The 14116-nt window shown below is 65.7% G+C and carries 21 protein-coding genes and 1 tRNA gene; 12 read left to right on the plus strand and 10 right to left on the minus strand.

What is annotated here, in order from left to right; translation table 11 throughout:
• Positions 1-98 precede the first annotated feature (98 nt).
• Both GR303_RS16975 and GR303_RS16980 read left to right on the plus strand, forming a co-directional pair.
• Positions 99-1298, plus strand: coding sequence for a porin (locus GR303_RS16975; protein WP_161724158.1), 1200 nt, complete (start codon positions 99-101; stop codon positions 1296-1298).
• Between the two features lie 146 nt (positions 1299-1444).
• Positions 1445-1699, plus strand: coding sequence for a hypothetical protein (locus tag GR303_RS16980; RefSeq protein WP_161724160.1), 255 nt, complete (start codon positions 1445-1447; stop codon positions 1697-1699).
• Between the two features lie 249 nt (positions 1700-1948).
• Here GR303_RS16980 and GR303_RS16985 read toward each other — a convergent pair whose 3' ends face one another.
• Together GR303_RS16985 and GR303_RS16990 are read right to left on the minus strand one after the other, a co-directional pair.
• Complete coding sequence (locus GR303_RS16985; RefSeq protein ID WP_161724162.1) at positions 1949-2101, minus strand: hypothetical protein; 153 nt, start codon at positions 2099-2101, stop codon at positions 1949-1951.
• Positions 2102-2211: 110 nt separating this feature from the next.
• Positions 2212-2451, minus strand: a complete 240-nt coding sequence (locus GR303_RS16990; RefSeq protein ID WP_161724163.1) for a hypothetical protein — start codon at positions 2449-2451, stop codon at positions 2212-2214.
• Between the two features lie 370 nt (positions 2452-2821).
• On the opposite strand from GR303_RS16990, the gene GR303_RS16995 reads away from it, so the two are divergent.
• Positions 2822-3217: a response regulator transcription factor gene (locus GR303_RS16995; protein WP_161724165.1), complete on the plus strand. Its 396-nt coding sequence runs from the start codon at positions 2822-2824 to the stop codon at positions 3215-3217.
• A 98-nt stretch (positions 3218-3315) separates the two neighbouring features.
• Positions 3316-3687 carry a hypothetical protein gene (locus tag GR303_RS17000; RefSeq protein WP_161724167.1) on the plus strand — a complete coding sequence of 124 codons (372 nt, stop codon included), beginning with the start codon at positions 3316-3318 and terminating at the stop codon, positions 3685-3687.
• Positions 3688-3726: 39 nt separating this feature from the next.
• On the opposite strand, the gene GR303_RS17005 is transcribed toward GR303_RS17000, so the two are convergent.
• The gene (locus tag GR303_RS17005; RefSeq protein WP_161724169.1) at positions 3727-3948 is read right to left on the minus strand and encodes a NepR family anti-sigma factor; all 222 of its coding nucleotides are present in this window, start codon (positions 3946-3948) and stop codon (positions 3727-3729) included.
• A gap of 298 nt (positions 3949-4246) precedes the next feature.
• On the opposite strand from GR303_RS17005, the gene GR303_RS25185 reads away from it, so the two are divergent.
• Both GR303_RS25185 and GR303_RS17015 read left to right on the plus strand, forming a co-directional pair.
• Entirely contained in the window at positions 4247-4372 is a 126-nt protein-coding gene (locus GR303_RS25185; RefSeq protein ID WP_281408845.1) for a hypothetical protein, read from the plus strand.
• A gap of 110 nt (positions 4373-4482) precedes the next feature.
• Entirely contained in the window at positions 4483-4890 is a 408-nt protein-coding gene (locus tag GR303_RS17015) for a hypothetical protein (RefSeq protein ID WP_161724173.1), read from the plus strand.
• A gap of 10 nt (positions 4891-4900) precedes the next feature.
• Here the strand turns inward: GR303_RS17015 and GR303_RS17020 are convergent, their stop codons facing one another.
• The 5 genes from GR303_RS17020 to GR303_RS17040 form a co-directional block, all read right to left on the minus strand.
• Positions 4901-5218: a hypothetical protein gene (locus GR303_RS17020; protein WP_161724175.1), complete on the minus strand. Its 318-nt coding sequence runs from the start codon at positions 5216-5218 to the stop codon at positions 4901-4903.
• Between the two features lie 74 nt (positions 5219-5292).
• Entirely contained in the window at positions 5293-6312 is a 1020-nt protein-coding gene (locus tag GR303_RS25190; RefSeq protein WP_161724177.1) for a calcium-binding protein, read from the minus strand.
• Positions 6313-6474: 162 nt separating this feature from the next.
• Positions 6475-6560: transfer RNA gene (locus tag GR303_RS17030), tRNA-Leu, on the minus strand.
• A 68-nt stretch (positions 6561-6628) separates the two neighbouring features.
• A complete protein-coding gene (locus GR303_RS17035; protein WP_161724179.1) occupies positions 6629-7816 on the minus strand; it encodes an FAD-dependent oxidoreductase in 1188 nt (395 codons plus the stop codon).
• The gene (locus GR303_RS17040) at positions 7817-8080 is read right to left on the minus strand and encodes a zinc-finger domain-containing protein (RefSeq protein WP_161724181.1); all 264 of its coding nucleotides are present in this window, start codon (positions 8078-8080) and stop codon (positions 7817-7819) included.
• A 149-nt stretch (positions 8081-8229) separates the two neighbouring features.
• Between GR303_RS17040 and GR303_RS17045 the strand changes: the two genes are divergently transcribed.
• On the plus strand, positions 8230-8994 hold the full coding sequence (locus GR303_RS17045) for an alpha/beta fold hydrolase (RefSeq protein WP_161724183.1): 765 nt from the start codon (positions 8230-8232) through the stop codon (positions 8992-8994).
• Between the two features lie 61 nt (positions 8995-9055).
• Positions 9056-9547, plus strand: a complete 492-nt coding sequence (locus tag GR303_RS17050) for a class I SAM-dependent methyltransferase (RefSeq protein WP_161724185.1) — start codon at positions 9056-9058, stop codon at positions 9545-9547.
• A 2-nt stretch (positions 9548-9549) separates the two neighbouring features.
• Here the strand turns inward: GR303_RS17050 and GR303_RS17055 are convergent, their stop codons facing one another.
• Complete coding sequence (locus GR303_RS17055; RefSeq protein ID WP_161724187.1) at positions 9550-10350, minus strand: enoyl-CoA hydratase; 801 nt, start codon at positions 10348-10350, stop codon at positions 9550-9552.
• An 82-nt stretch (positions 10351-10432) separates the two neighbouring features.
• Between GR303_RS17055 and cysE the strand changes: the two genes are divergently transcribed.
• The 3 genes from cysE (at position 10433) to GR303_RS17070 (ending at position 12156) form a co-directional block, all read left to right on the plus strand.
• On the plus strand, positions 10433-11269 hold the full coding sequence (cysE, locus tag GR303_RS17060) for a serine O-acetyltransferase (RefSeq protein WP_161724189.1): 837 nt from the start codon (positions 10433-10435) through the stop codon (positions 11267-11269).
• 90 nt (positions 11270-11359) lie between these two features.
• Complete coding sequence (locus GR303_RS17065) at positions 11360-11572, plus strand: DUF3126 family protein (RefSeq protein WP_027315475.1); 213 nt, start codon at positions 11360-11362, stop codon at positions 11570-11572.
• Between the two features lie 53 nt (positions 11573-11625).
• On the plus strand, positions 11626-12156 hold the full coding sequence (locus GR303_RS17070) for a gamma carbonic anhydrase family protein (protein WP_161724191.1): 531 nt from the start codon (positions 11626-11628) through the stop codon (positions 12154-12156).
• A 65-nt stretch (positions 12157-12221) separates the two neighbouring features.
• Here GR303_RS17070 and GR303_RS17075 read toward each other — a convergent pair whose 3' ends face one another.
• Entirely contained in the window at positions 12222-12905 is a 684-nt protein-coding gene (locus GR303_RS17075) for a transglutaminase-like cysteine peptidase (protein WP_161724193.1), read from the minus strand.
• Positions 12906-13195: 290 nt separating this feature from the next.
• On the opposite strand from GR303_RS17075, the gene GR303_RS17080 reads away from it, so the two are divergent.
• Complete coding sequence (locus GR303_RS17080) at positions 13196-14011, plus strand: rhomboid family intramembrane serine protease (protein ID WP_161724195.1); 816 nt, start codon at positions 13196-13198, stop codon at positions 14009-14011.
• The last annotated feature ends 105 nt before the right edge of the window (positions 14012-14116 follow it).

A 14116-nucleotide genomic window follows, 5' to 3' on the forward strand; every position in this document is an offset into this window, starting at 1 on the left:
AGCGAGTTGGCGGCTCGCTTCCATTGCGCTGGGCGGCGTCTTGAATATGGTCACGGTTGTACGCGGGTCGCTGACCCGAGCATTTTCTGGAGACAACCATGAAGCTCGTTAAGAGCCTCTTCCTCGGATCGGTCGCGGGTCTCGCGGCTGCCGCAGGGGCACAGGCTGCCGATCTTCCCGCGAAGAAGGCCGCTGCTGTCGAGTACGTTCGCGTCTGCTCCACCTACGGAGCCGGCTTCTTCTACATCCCGGGCACGGAAACCTGCCTGCGCGTCGGCGGCCGCGTCCGCGCCGAGTACCTCTACAACGAGCCGCTCGAGCGCAACGACGATTCCATCGGCTTCCTCGCCCGCGGCCGGGTTCAGCTCGATGCCCGCACGGCGACCGCTTACGGCCTCCTGCGCACCTTCGTGCGTCTCGAGATCACCCGTAGCACCGGCGTTTACAACGGCTTCGACGGTGGGATCACGTCCAGCGCCCAGGCTGCTCAGGCCTTCATCCAGTTCGGCGGCCTCACCGCCGGTCGCGCTCCCTCGTTCTTCGTGAACAGCGACATCCCGAACGAGAACTGGGGCACGATCCGCTTCTACGACTTCCCCGACGTGAACCTGCTCGCCTACACCTTCACCTTCGGCAACGGCTTCTCGGCCTCGATCTCGCTGGAGGAGGGGACTTCGGCGACCGAGCAGCTCGGCGGCTACGGCCAGAGGCTCCCCGACGTGGTCGGCAACCTGAAGTACTCGGGCACCTGGGGCTCGGCTCAGCTCTCCGGCGCCCTGCACCAGCTGCGCAGCAATGTCGCGGTCGGCGGTGACTTTGCCGACAGCGAATACGGCTGGGCCGTCTCCGCTCAGGCCAACGTGAACCTGCCGATGCTTGCCGAGGGCGATGCTCTCTGGATTGCCGCGACTTACGCCGACGGTGCGCTCGGCTATCTCGGCTTCGATCCCGAGGTGTCGGCGGGCACCGCCGCCGGCACGGTCCTCGACGCGTATATCCGCGCGAACGGCGACATCAACACCGGCGCTGGCTGGTCGGTCGCCGGCGGCCTGAACCACTTCTGGACCCCGACCATCCGCCAGAGCGTGTTCGGCTCCTATGCTCGCGTTACCTACAGCGCCGATGCGCCGGTCGCCGAGTTTGCCGAATGGCGCGTTGGTTCGAACCTGATCTGGTCTCCGGTCTCCGGTCTCGATATCGGCGTGGAGGCCCTCTACTCGAACCTCGACCCGCGCGGCGCGCTGCTTCGCGGCGACGATACCTGGGAAGGCCGCCTGCGCATTCAGCGCGACTTCTGATCGGCCCTTTCCGATCGCAATGCAGAACCCCGGTGGCAGCACCGGGGTTTTTCTTTCTGCCCGATCGCTCATTGACGCAGCGGACATAGTGTCGATATCGGGATGCGTCGAACTGGGGTCAGGCAGGGCCGATGACGTGGATGAGGATGACCGGCATCGTTGCGGCTTTGGTGGCGCTTGCCGGATGCGTGGGAAGCGCAGGTGTCTCTACCTGGGAGTACCGCTCCGGGCCCGGCTTCGAAACCGAGCGCATTTCCAGCAGCCGCATCCAGGCCAGCACGGACGAGGGGCTTGCGTCCGAGGCCTGTACGAGCGTGGAACGGCGGCAGCTCGGCCCGTCGGGTCCGGCCTTCGGCAGCGCTGCCACGGCCTGTCGCCCCATCCCCAGGATTGCACCCTGAGCGAAGGAACGAACCCTCACCTTGACCGTTGGCATGAGGTCAATTCCTTCCTCAGGGAGATCTCGTTATGAACAACATCATCTGGCTGATCGGCGCGATCGTGGTCGTCCTCGCGATTCTGTCGTTTCTCGGGCTACGCTAAGAGCGCCAGCCGGCTGCAGGGCCAGTCTCACCTCATCCGCGGTCCTGCAGTTCACGATTTACAATTCCATCAATGACCCCTTGCCCGGGCGATGACCCGGGCAGGGCTCATTGGAGAAGAACCATCACGACCGACGCGACGTTCATGAGGGCCAGGACCCCGAGAAAGGCCGGTACCAGCGACACGGCGGGCCTGCGGGACCGGCGGTCGGCGCAGGCGACTGCATCCTGCTCATCCAGTTGAAGGTTCTCGCTGGCCATCTGCTGCTCTCCTCGTGCATTCCCAAACGTCATGTGCGCTACCATGACCCGGATGGGCGCTCCGGGAGGTGCGGCGCCACACAGGGCTGTCCTGCGACGAGCCTTCGCTCTCAGTGACGGGTGGCGCTCTTCTGCAGCAGGAGAAGCTGGCCCTCGATGGCGCGCATGCGGGTCATCAGCCGGTCGAGTTCGGAAAGCAGCTGCTTCTCGTCCTGCCGCGCCTTTTCGATGAACTCGGCCGAGGAGCCGTGCCGGATGCGGTGTTGAGCATCGGCCAGCTTCCGGTCCAGGAGCCGCATATGCTGCTCCAAGTCCATGAATTCCTGGTGAAGCTGGGTCTCCTTGAACACGTCAGGGATCTCGCAAGGGCACGGTCGGTTCTAAGCTTAAGCTACAGGCTTGGAGCAGGTTCCTCCAAGACGAAACAGGCAAGTGCGAAAAATCCCGAAGGCCAAGCTGAAACGCATGGCTGCGTTCACCGTTCTGTGAAGAGGCCTTTCGCCCGGGTGCGCCCCGTAGCCGGGTGAAGGATTGTTGCGTAGCTGCGGACCCGACCGTCGGTCCGCCCTCGCCAGCAGGGTGCAGCGTAGGCACCCTTATCTCGTCGGCCGCCCGCATTGCGTAGCAGGGATCGGTCTTTCCAGTACCAGTGGAGCCTTGGGGCAGTTGCGCACCCGCAAGGAATTTACCCAGCCGCAGCCGGATAGAGGAGACGACCGTATGGGACAGAGGATCGAGCCTGATCGAGTTGCCCTGATCGTGGAGGACGATTTCGAGGTCAGAGGCTTGGCCGCCGCTCTTCTTGAGGAGACCGACCTCGCGGTTGTGGAAACCGCGAGCGCCGAGGAAGCGATGGACTACCTTCGGCAGCATGCGGCAGAGGTTGCCTTTCTCTTTGCGGATGTGCGCCTTCCAAGCCTCATGGACGGGCTGGATCTGGTTCGCACGGTGCGCCATGAATGGCCGTGGGTGCGAACGGTCCTGACCTCTGGCGGACCGCTTAACGACCGGCGTGGCGAGGTTCCGCGGGACGTGCGCATCATGCCGAAGCCCTGGCGGGCGCTCGATGTTCTGATGGAGGCCGAAAAGGCGGCGCAGAGCTCCCGGCATCACTGAAGCCTATGCCATCGCCGACGTGGCGCTCCCGCAATCGACGTTCGGGAACCTTGGCGCTGGTCGTGAATTGGCCTCAGCAGTTTCAAGAGGAATAACTGATGCCAAGCACCTCCGTCGCCACAGGATCGTTCTCGTCCCGCAGGGAGGCCAATCAGGCCGTCCAGCGCCTGGTCGCCGCCGGCTTTGCGCGCAACAGCATCGAGCTGCACCGGCACGATGACGATGAAGGGTACGATCTGGAAATCCATACCCGACAGGACAATCTCAAGCGCGCCGAGCGCCTGATCCATGCCTCCACGCCGCTCTATGCCGTGCGGCAGACCGCAACGGGCGTGGTACAAACGGCACGGTCCTATCCCTTCCTCCTGCTCGGGGCAGGAGTGCTCGCAGGGTTCCTGATCTACACCATGATCCCGCGCGAAGCCGCCGCCTCCGGACCTTCCGGACAACGGAGCCGGCGCAAGCGCTGAGGGCGATGGGACAGGGCAACCTTCCAGGAGCCCGCCACGTCAAGGGTCCTGATCCTCACCGTGGCGGGTTCTTTCGAGGCGCTCCAGCAACTGCCTGATTCGATCGGGGGCAGGCTCTTTCAGGACGTTTTGGTATTTCTGCTGCAGCTGGCGCCCGAGGTCCTTCATCAGCTCGGACTGACCGGCCGCCGTCAGGCTGTTGGAGCCGATGCTCCAGCCGCCATTTCCGCCTGCGGCATAAGGGTGGTGCCGCTTTGGCATCTTCGCTCTCCTGCACGGTTGCTCGTTCTTGAGCCTGAAAACGGGAAAAGCTGACTCGGGTTGCGGCTAAGTTTATGAAATTCCATATTTTTCCCTGACTATTTTAGGTCGCGCCGCAGCGTTCCCACGCTGGCCCGGTCCTCCGCCCCTCGCATTCACGGTTCGAACGCGCCTGTTGAAGGCGACTGCCGGTCGCATTGGATTCGCACGGACGCTGGTCCAATGCTCAGCTTCGGCCATCAGGGCCGGGGGGCGGGGCATGCGTGAAGTTCTGATGGTTTACTTGTGTGGAGTGGTTGTGCTCCTCCTCATCGCGACCACGATCGACGAGGACGACGTCAGCCTCGATCACATCCTGATCGCAGGCTTCGGATGGCCCATTCTCACGCCGATCCTGGCGCTGCGGGCCTGGAACAGCCGCTGAGACCCGAAGCCTTAACCAAGGCTTTGCGTCACTTGGTCAATGAGCCGTCGGAATCTTCCCTATCGTTGTCTTCGTTGCTAGCGTGACCCTGGTCTGTTGTGGATGAGCGCATGGTGAGAACGATCCTGTCTGCGGCCATTCTTCTGGCCGGTGTCGGAGCCGCATATGCGCAGGCGAGCTGCTATCCGCGCATCGGCGCCTATAGCGGCCAGTATGAAGGCCAGTGCCCCGATTCCGGCCTGAGATGGTCCGTGTTCGAGAACACGATCGGGGCCTTCGGCCGCAACTGCAGCGACGAGCCGTGGACCTACAACCGGATCGAGAGGACGTTTTCCAACGCGAAGTCCAACGAGAAATTCCCGATGCAGGATTGCTACGCCCCGGGCCGCGAACAGATGGCCGGCCCCCATGGCGGCGGCATCGGCTCGGAAGCGGTGCGCAGCTTCCACGAGGGCAGGGGGCAGGCCCCGGAGATGCGGCCGACGCGTGCCGCCGTGCGCCAGACCATTTCCCCGTAATGCATCCCGGTCAGTTGCGTGACGGAAAAGCGCGAGGGGCGCAGCGGTATCCCACCGGACATTGCGCCGTATCCGCCGTCGGAGCCCAGGCGGGTTGGGGCGTCTCGCCCAGGACGCAGTAGCCGTAGCCGCCCACGAAGCGCTCGTAGGTCGTCGGACCCGTGTTGAGCACGATCGCTCCGCGGGCGGCTATCAGTCCCCGCGCCTGGGCGCAGGACATCTGCAATGTGGAAGGATTGCTCTGCGCGACGGCTCCAGGGCCGACCGGGACAAGAGCCAGAGCAGCCAGCAGGGCAGCCCGGCAGAGCGGCAGCGAGCCGGAGGTCATTTGTTCGTCTCCATCGCCCCTTGAAGCTGCGGACCTTGAGGTCTTCGACCGTTGCCGCCGATGCGGGAGCCATTCTACACGATCAGGAAGTCCGAGCGGGTCATGTTCAGTCCGGTCGAGAGCTTCGCGAACGCCACCTGCTGGGTCGCTCCGATGCCGTCGCTGTCGTAGTAGAGCACGCCGTCGTCGCGGTCGTAGATGATGCGGTCGGTTTCGTCGTGCGCCTGATCGCCCGTCCAGAACGCGGTCGAGGCCAGGCGGCCTGCCGCCCCCAGCGCCGTGAACACCTTGTTCTCGAGCCAGATCGTATCGTTCACCACCGAGAAGTCGCGGATGGTGTCGATGTTCGTGGTGCCGCTGGGGTTTGTGTAGAACACGAAGGCATCCTTCCCGCTCCCGCCGCGGAAGATGTCGTTCCCCCAAGCGCCGTAGAGCCGATCATCACCGACACCGCCGGACAGGTAGTCGCTGCCCGAACTGCCATAGAGGCGGTCGTTGCCGGCCTCGCCATAAAGCGAGTCGTTCTGCTGCCCCCCATTGATGAGGTCATTGCCGATGCCGCCCCAGATGCGGTCTTGGCTTGCCGTTCCGGAGAGCGTGTCGTTCACCGCCATGTATTGAAGCTGGCCGTAGAGCGGCGCTTCGGACCGGCTGACGCCGGTGGGCAGGCTCTTCGTCCAGTCGATGCCCACCGAATGGATCACCGAGGCGACGACGGAATTGCTGTTCAGGTCGCCGCCGGGAGCCTCGCGGAAGATGTCGAAGCTGTAGCGCAGGTCGGCGCGGTTGATGTCGACCGCGTGCTGGACCATCACCTTCCAGACGTCGTTGGCGTTTCGGCCATCGAGGTCGAGCACGGTGCGGTGCCGCTCCTGGGGCGTATCCGAGCCGCGCCTGTCGGGGGAGGAGGCGAGATCGACATTGGCAAGCGTTCCCAGGTCGCCGTCGTTCTCCAGGGAGCCTCGGATCACCTTCTCGGATATGACCCGCCCTGCGGAGTCCGTAGTCGTCTTCACGAGGTAAAGGTGAACGAAGCCGCTGTAAAATCCATAGAAATCCAGAGGCTTCGCCTCGATGGCAATGACAGTCGGCATGATCGGTCTCCTCGAACGCGTGGCCGAGCGCAGCACGACTGCGCTCCATGTCCATCATCAACTTTGCCGAGGGCTTTGCCGTTCCACGGAATGCGGCGATTGCCCCTTATGGGGCATGCCGCGCAGGTCGATGAGGCCACGCCGGGCCTTTCATCCGATCAATGGTGCGGACGGCGGGGGTCGAACCCGCACGGGCATAGCCCGAGGGATTTTAAGTCCCTTGCGTCTACCGGTTTCGCCACGTCCGCTTCGCAGAAGAGGGTTATCGGGCCGGCGGCCCAAGCGCAAGTCCAGCGGCGCGGGAGCGCTTCAGGCCTCATTCCGGAGCGCGGAAGCCGTAGAGCCAGTCGTAGCGGCGCACCATGCCCTCGGGGCCCAGGCGGCGCATGACCTGGTCGCGACCGAAGGCGATCAAGGTGCCGGCATGGTAGATGCGTCCGTTCCTGCGCGCCTCGTCCTGCACCCTTGTCGCGCGCGCAAGCCGCATCCTCTCATAGGCGGAAAGAGCCTCTGGGATATCGGGAGCAGGCTCGCGCAGCAGGGAGGCGATGGTCGCCGCCTCCTCGATGGCCATGGCCGCTCCCTGGGCGAGGAAGGGCAGGACCGGGTGGGCCGCGTCGCCGAGAAGGGCGATCCGGCCCTTGGCAAGGCGCTCGGGCGGGTGGTCGAAGAGGGACCAGCGCAGCCATTCCTGCGGCTTTGAGAGAAGATCGCGCAGGGCAGGGGCCGCGGAGGCATAGCGGGCGAGGAGATCCTCCCGCCGGCCCGGCGCGGCCCATCCCTCCACGGGAGTCGGGCTCCGTTCGACGGCGACGACATTGACGAGCCTGCCGCCGGCAATCGGGTAGTGGACCACATGGCCCTGGGTGCCGAGCCAGAGGCCGGTCTCGTCGCCCGCAAGTTCTGCCGGGGCGGCGCTGCGTTCGAACGTCGCCCGCCAGGCGATCTGGCCGCGATAGGCGGGCGGCCTCCTGTCGCCGAGGGCCTGCCGGACCCTCGACCAGACCCCGTCGGCTCCGACGATCACGTCGGCGGAGAGCGTCTCCCGCGCACCGCCGGCGGAGATCCAGGCGAGCGAGGCCTGCGAGAGGCCGCTTTCAACCTGCTCCACCGTCCGCCCCATCACGAGGCGGATCGACGGCTCGGACCGGACGGCATCGAGGAGGATGGTCTGGAGATCGGCCCGGTGCACCACCCAATAGGGCGCCTCGAACCGCTCGCGCATGAAGGTGCCGAGGGCGACCTCGCCGATGGGCTTGCCTGAGCGGATCGCGCGCACGACCACCCGCTGCGGCTCCGTCGCCACGCGGCGGAGCGCCGGGCCGAGCCCGAGCCGGATCAGGATGCGGCTGGCATTGGGAGACAGCTGAAGGCCCGCCCCGACCTCGCTGAAGCCGGTGCGGCGCTCGATGAGGGTGACCGTATGGCCCTGCCGCGCGAGGATGAGAGCGGCCGTCAGGCCGCCGATGCCGGCGCCGACGACTGCGATCGATAGTTTAGGCACTTAGCGCGAGGAGGGGGAGGTTGCGAAATCGGGTTCCCAGACGCATTCCGCCGGGCGCGCCTCGTCGGCCTTCAGGGAGGGGTCGTACTTGAACAGGGTCGAGCAGTACGAGCAGATCGTCTCGCTGTCGTAGCCCATGTCGATGAAGATGTGCGGATGATCGAAGGGAGGCGTCGCCCCGATGCACATGAACTCCTTGGAGCCCACGTGAATGACGGGGACGCCCGGATCGTTGTGGAAGTGGGGAGTGCCTTTGTCAGCCATTGCCGTCGCTCTGAAGCCGTGAAATTCGCGCGCACCATAATGGCCGAAGGGCCATGCGCCTAGAGCAAATTTCCGCCGATTGCATCCGGGCCCCCGCATGCGTAGGGTGCGCCCGGCTTCTTTCGTGCGTTCCAAACCCGGCCGGTCCGATGCGCTATTTCAACTCCGACGGCGTGAGCATCGCCTATGTCGACGTGCCGCCCCATGAGGGGCAGGGCGACCCGATCCTGCTGATTCACGGCTTTGCCTCGAACCATGCGGTGAACTGGGTCAACACGCTTTGGGTGAAGACCCTCACCCGCGCCGGCTATCGGGTGATCGCCTTCGACAACCGGGGCCACGGGCAGAGCGAGAAGCTCTACGACCCGGAGGCGTACAATTCCTACCGCATGGCCGAGGATGCCCGCCGGCTGCTCGATCATCTGGGTATCGAGCGGGCGGACGTGATGGGCTATTCCATGGGCGCGCGGATCACCGCCCACATGGCGCTCGCCGCTCCGGAGCGGATGCGCTCCATGCTGCTCGGGGGGCTGGGGATCCATCTCGTCGAGGGCGTGGGCCTGCCGCTCGGGATTGCCGATGCCATGGAGGCGCGCTCCCTCGACGATCTGACCGATCCCATGCAGCGCATGTTCCGCGCCTTCGCCGAGCAGACGCGCAGCGACCTCAAGGCGCTTGCCGCCTGCATCCGCGGGTCGCGCCAGGTACTGACGCCGGAGGAGGTTGCCTCGATCACGCTGCCGACCCTGGTCTCGGTCGGCACCAACGACGACGTGTCTGGCTCGGGGCCGGAACTCGCCAGGCTGATCCCGAACGCGCAGGCTCTCGACATTCCGGGCCGCGATCACAATCTTGCCGTGGGCGACAAGGTGCACAAGCAGGGCGTGCTGGACTTCCTGGCCCGGCGGCCGTGAGGCCGTCGCGCCTTTGCTTCGGATCGCCCTTCTCCCATATTCCGCGGGACAGGAGCGACGAATGACCAGACTCGAAAGCGCCATCCGGCGGCTGACGGCCCAGCGCGATCTTCTGGACTGGGCCTCCCGGGCGATCAGTCCTACGGGTCTGGTGCTCGAGGTCGGCCTGGGCAACGGGCGCACCTACGATCACCTGCGGAGCAGGTTGCCGGGGCGGGAGATCTATGCCTTCGAGCGCTCGCCCGCCGCCCATCCCGACTGCTACCCGCCGGAAGGCTATCTGATCGTCGGCGACCTCTTCGAGACCCTGCCGTCTTTCACCGAGCGGCACGGACACGGCTCGGCGGCCCTGATCCATATCGACATCGGCACCGGCGACGAGGACTTGAACCGCAGGGTGGCTCTGCGCCTCTCCCCCCTGCTGGAGGCGCTTCTCCAACCCGGAGGTCTTCTGCTGGGGGACCGCGTTTTCGAGATGCCGTCCTGCCGCAACATCTCCTCGCAGACGGGGGTGCCGGAAGGGCGCTACTTCGTCTATCGCCGGGAGGGATGAACCTACCGGCCGGTGAAGACCGGCCGGCGCTTCTGCAGAAAGGCCTCGCGCCCCTCGACCGCATCCAGGCTGTCGAAGCAGCGGTCGGCAAGCGCCAGGGGATCGACGTTCGGATGCGCCACGCCCACTGACGCGTCGATCGCCGCCTTGGCGGCCCGGATCGTCAGGGGAGCGTTCTCCGCGATCGTCCTGGCCAGCGCCTGCGTGACGGCTTCCAGCTCACCGTCCGGGACCAGGCGCTGCACGACGCCGAGGCGATGGGCCTCCCGGGCATCGATACGCCTCGCCGTGAAGAACAGGTCCTTCGCCGCCGGGGCGCCGACGGCCGCCGTCACGAGCTTCATCGCGCCGGGCGGGTAGCCGACGCCGAGCCGGGCGGCCGGGATGCCGAAGATAGCGGTCTCGGAGGCGACCCGAAGGTCGCAGGAGAGGGCGAGGCCGAACCCGCCGCCGAGACAGAACCCGCGGATCATCGCGATCACGGGCTTCGAGCAATGGGCGACGGCCCAGAACGCCGCTTCGTTCGCCGCCTCGTAGAGCCTGCCGCCTTCGGCATCGGCCCTCACCGTCTCGAATTCCGCAATGTCGGCTCCCGAGGCGAAGGCAGCCTCGCCCGCACCTCTGACGAGCACCGCCCGCACCGATTCGTCCCGGTCGAGGGCCTCCATCAGCGCGGGAAAGGCCTTCCACATTTCCAGATCCACCGCGTTGTGCTTGGGCCGGTTGTCGATGGCGATCGTCGCGATGCCGTCATCGAGGGAGACGACGAGCTTGGACGTCGCCGGTGAAAAAGAGTAGGTCATGGCTCGCCTGGATCTGTGGTAAGGGACCGGGGCTTCCTATTATCTACGCTGAGGCATTCGCCAAGCCGGCAGGGAGATCATCATGACACAGACCCGTCTGAAGCCGGGAGCCTCCGATGCCGTCGCCGGCACGGTCGATCCGCTCTGGGACCGCCTGCGGGCGGAGGCAGAGGCCGTCGTCCAGGCCGAGCCGGCCATGGGCGGCTTCGTGCTCAGCGCCATCCTGCATCAGCCGAGCCTGGAAGCCGCGGTGATCCACCGGGTCGCGTCCCGCCTCGGCCATGCGGCGATGCCGGCTGACATCGTCGAGCAGATCTTCCTGGAGGCGGTCGAGGACGACAGGTCCATCGCTGCGGCCTTCCGGGCCGATATCAACGCGGTCATGGACCGCGATCCCGTCGTCACCCGGATCATCGAGCCGGTGCTCTATTTCAAGGGCTTCCATGCCATCCAGACCCACCGCCTCGCCCATTGGCTGTGGAAGAGGGGGCGGCAGGACCTCGCGCTCTACCTCCAGAGCCGGTCCTCCGAGACGTTCCAGACCGACATCCACCCTGCCGCCAGGATCGGGCGCGGCATCTTCCTCGACCACGCCACGGGGCTTGTGGTGGGCGCCACCGCGGTGATCGAGGACAATGTCTCCATGCTCCAGGACGTGACGCTCGGCGGAACGGGCAAGGAGCGGGGGGACCGGCATCCGAAGATCCGCCACGGCGTGCTCATCGGCGCCGGCGCCAAGATCCTGGGCAACATCGAGGTGGGCCATTGCGCGAGAATCGCCGCCGGCTCCGTGGTGCTCAAGCCCGTGCCCCACAACGCCACCGTGGCAGGCGTGCCCGCGAAGGTGGTCGGCACGGCCGGATGCGAGGAGCCGGCCAGGGCGATGGATCACTGCTTCTCGGACATGGACGGAATCTGAGGACGGGTCCCTTGCGGGACCTATCCCGGCTTGCCCGCGTTTGCCGAGCATGGCAAGTGCAGCAACCGTAGCAGCAAGAAAGGACCTGTAGTGGACAAGACCGAGATGGCCAAAGTCGAGCGCTATCTGCGCCAGACCTTCGCAAACCACTCGATCCGGGTCGTCGGCCGGCCGAAAAAGACCGATTCGGCCGAGGTTTACATCGGTGAGGAGTTCGTCGGGGTCCTGTTCGTCGACGACGAGGACGGGGACCGTTCCTTCAACTTCACCATGGCGATCCTCGACACCGATCTCGAGGACTAGGCGCTTCTCGCAGCAGGACCTCCGAAAGGCCTGCTGCCCTTCCCGGATCCGCGATGCCGATCTACAGCCTCGACGACACCGCTCCCATCCTCCCCGAAGCCGACCGCTTCTGGATCGCCCCGGACGCCCATGTGATCGGCAGGGTCCGGCTGGGGCGGGACGTGGGCATCTGGTTCGGGGCGGTGCTGCGCGGCGACAACGAGCTGATCGACATCGGCGAGGCCACCAACATCCAGGAGGGCGCGGTCCTCCACACCGACATGGGGGCGCCCCTCACCGTCGGCGCAGGCTGCACCATCGGCCACAGAGCCATCCTGCACGGCTGCACCATCGGGGAGAACTCGCTCGTCGGCATGGGGGCGACCGTGCTCAATCATGCGCGCATCGGTGCGAACTGCCTCGTCGGCGCGAACGCCCTCGTGACGGAGGGCAAGGAATTTCCCGACAACTCGCTGATCGTCGGCGCTCCGGCCAAGGCGATCCGCGTGCTCGACGCGCAGGCCATCGAGCGGCTTCGCTGGTCGGCGCGGCACTACGTGGAGAACTGGCGGCGATTCGCCCAAAAATTGAGGCGGGTCGACTGACCCGCCCGAGAAGTATCCGACATCGATGGAAAGCTATCCCCGGCGCCCAGGCGCCGGTTTCGTCATCAGCGGTTGGCGGTGGTGGTCGGCGACGAGACGATGCCGCCAAGCGACACCCAGCCGACCGTATCCTGGCTCTCGCGCTTGATGTAAACATAGCCGGTACGGTGCCAGGGCAGGACCGAGGAGGTCTTGTTGTCGAGCACGAAATCGCCCCGGTTGGTGCGGACCATCAGCACGGCATGGCCTTCGCCCAGCTCGTCGATGACCACCGTCATGCGCATGGCGCGACGGGGCAGGCCGGCCTCAACGAGGAGGCGGCGCTTGAGAAGCTGGAAATCCTCGCAGTCGCCCTTGCCGTCGTCGGGAAAGCCCCAGACGTCCACGACGTTCCAGTGATCCGCGTCGGTGACGGCCTTGATGCCGGAGTTCACGCGCTGGTTCACGGAGACGATGGTCTTCCAGACCTGGGGGGTGAGCTCGATCTTGTCGGCCTCCGTCACGTCGACGGAGCACTCGGAGCGGAACTTCTCGCAGAACTGCGCCCAGCCCTGCAGGGGCTTGGCCACGCCGACGCTCGTGATCGGAGCGGTGGAGACGGGCAGGGCGGCAAGCGTCTGGGCCTGGGCGGCTGCGCCGGATACCAGGAGCGAGAGACCGAAGAGAGCTGTCTTGATGAGCTTTCCCGAAAGGGTCGACTTCTTATTTGCGCTACCAAACAGGCCGTTCTTGAAATAATCCTGCCGCATGCCCCACCAGCCGGTTAACGTTCTTTTAACCAAACTGACATGGTTACATTTCGGGCTCAAGCGGAAAGTAAAAGGTGAGTTAACGCGTCGCGCTCCGACGGGTTCCGTTATGGTTAACAAAAAGTGCAGGCTCTCCGAAAGATGGGCCAGCGACTTCCTCTAAGACAGGCTTGGCCGTCGCTAAGCCGTTGGTTTTTCTCGACTGGACGGCCCAACAGGGGCTAGGTCATGGATGCCATCCCTGTCGCCGGCGCCGGTCGTCCACCCCGCGTCCCAGTTCGAAGCAGTTCATGTCCCCACATCCGCCCCGCACCCGTGAGCCGATCCTCAACCTGCCGGCCGTCGTGACCCTTTCCCTGCTGGCGCTCATCGGCATTCACGCCGCGCGGCTCCTTCTCTCCGACGAATCGGACTTCCTGATGGTCATCGGCTGGGCGGTCATTCCGGCCCGCTGGTCCGTGGCTATGGGGGGCGTTCCGGTGGAGGAGGTCATGAAGGGCCTGCGCGACGGCGTGCCGGAGGATGCCGCCGCGTCCCTGACGGCGCTGGCCCAGTATGTGCTGGATGACGGGGAGGGCCGCCCTTGGACGGCGATCACCTATGCCTTCCTGCACGGATCCTGGGCCCATGTGCTCATCAACGGCGTCTGGCTCGCGGCCTTCGGCACGCCCATCGTGAGGCGGTGCGGGGCCCTGCGCTTCCTCCTCCTGTCGGGGGCCGCCGCCGCAGGCGGAGCGGTTCTCTATGCCATGATGAACCCCTTGCAGGTCCTGCCGATGATCGGCGCCTCAGGAGCCGTGTCCGGCCTCATGGCCGCCGCCTCCTGGTTCATGTTCGCGCCCGCATCCTGGCACTGGGAGGGCCGGCTGACCCAGCCCCACGAGCGGCCCCGCGAGTCGCTCTGGCACATGGTGCGAAACCGCCAGGTCTTGATCTTCCTCGGGATCTGGTTTGCCGCGAACTACGTGTTCGCCTTCGTCCAGCCCCTGGGCCTCACGGACGCGAGCATCGCCTGGGAGGCGCACCTGGGCGGCTTCCTCGCGGGCCTCGTCCTTTTCCCCCTCATCGACCCGCTCCCCGCCCGGCAAAGACGCTTCCCGGCTTGAAACCGACGCAGTTTGCCCCGATCATCCAGGAACTGACGTAGGGTTCGCGTCCCAAAGTCGTGGGTCTGCGGCCCACTCAGCCTGGCGAATGCAGGGGCTGACGGT

Origin of the sequence: Microvirga arsenatis (genome assembly GCF_009910705.1) — a bacterium.
Taxonomy (GTDB): Bacteria; Pseudomonadota; Alphaproteobacteria; order Rhizobiales; family Beijerinckiaceae; genus Microvirga; species Microvirga arsenatis.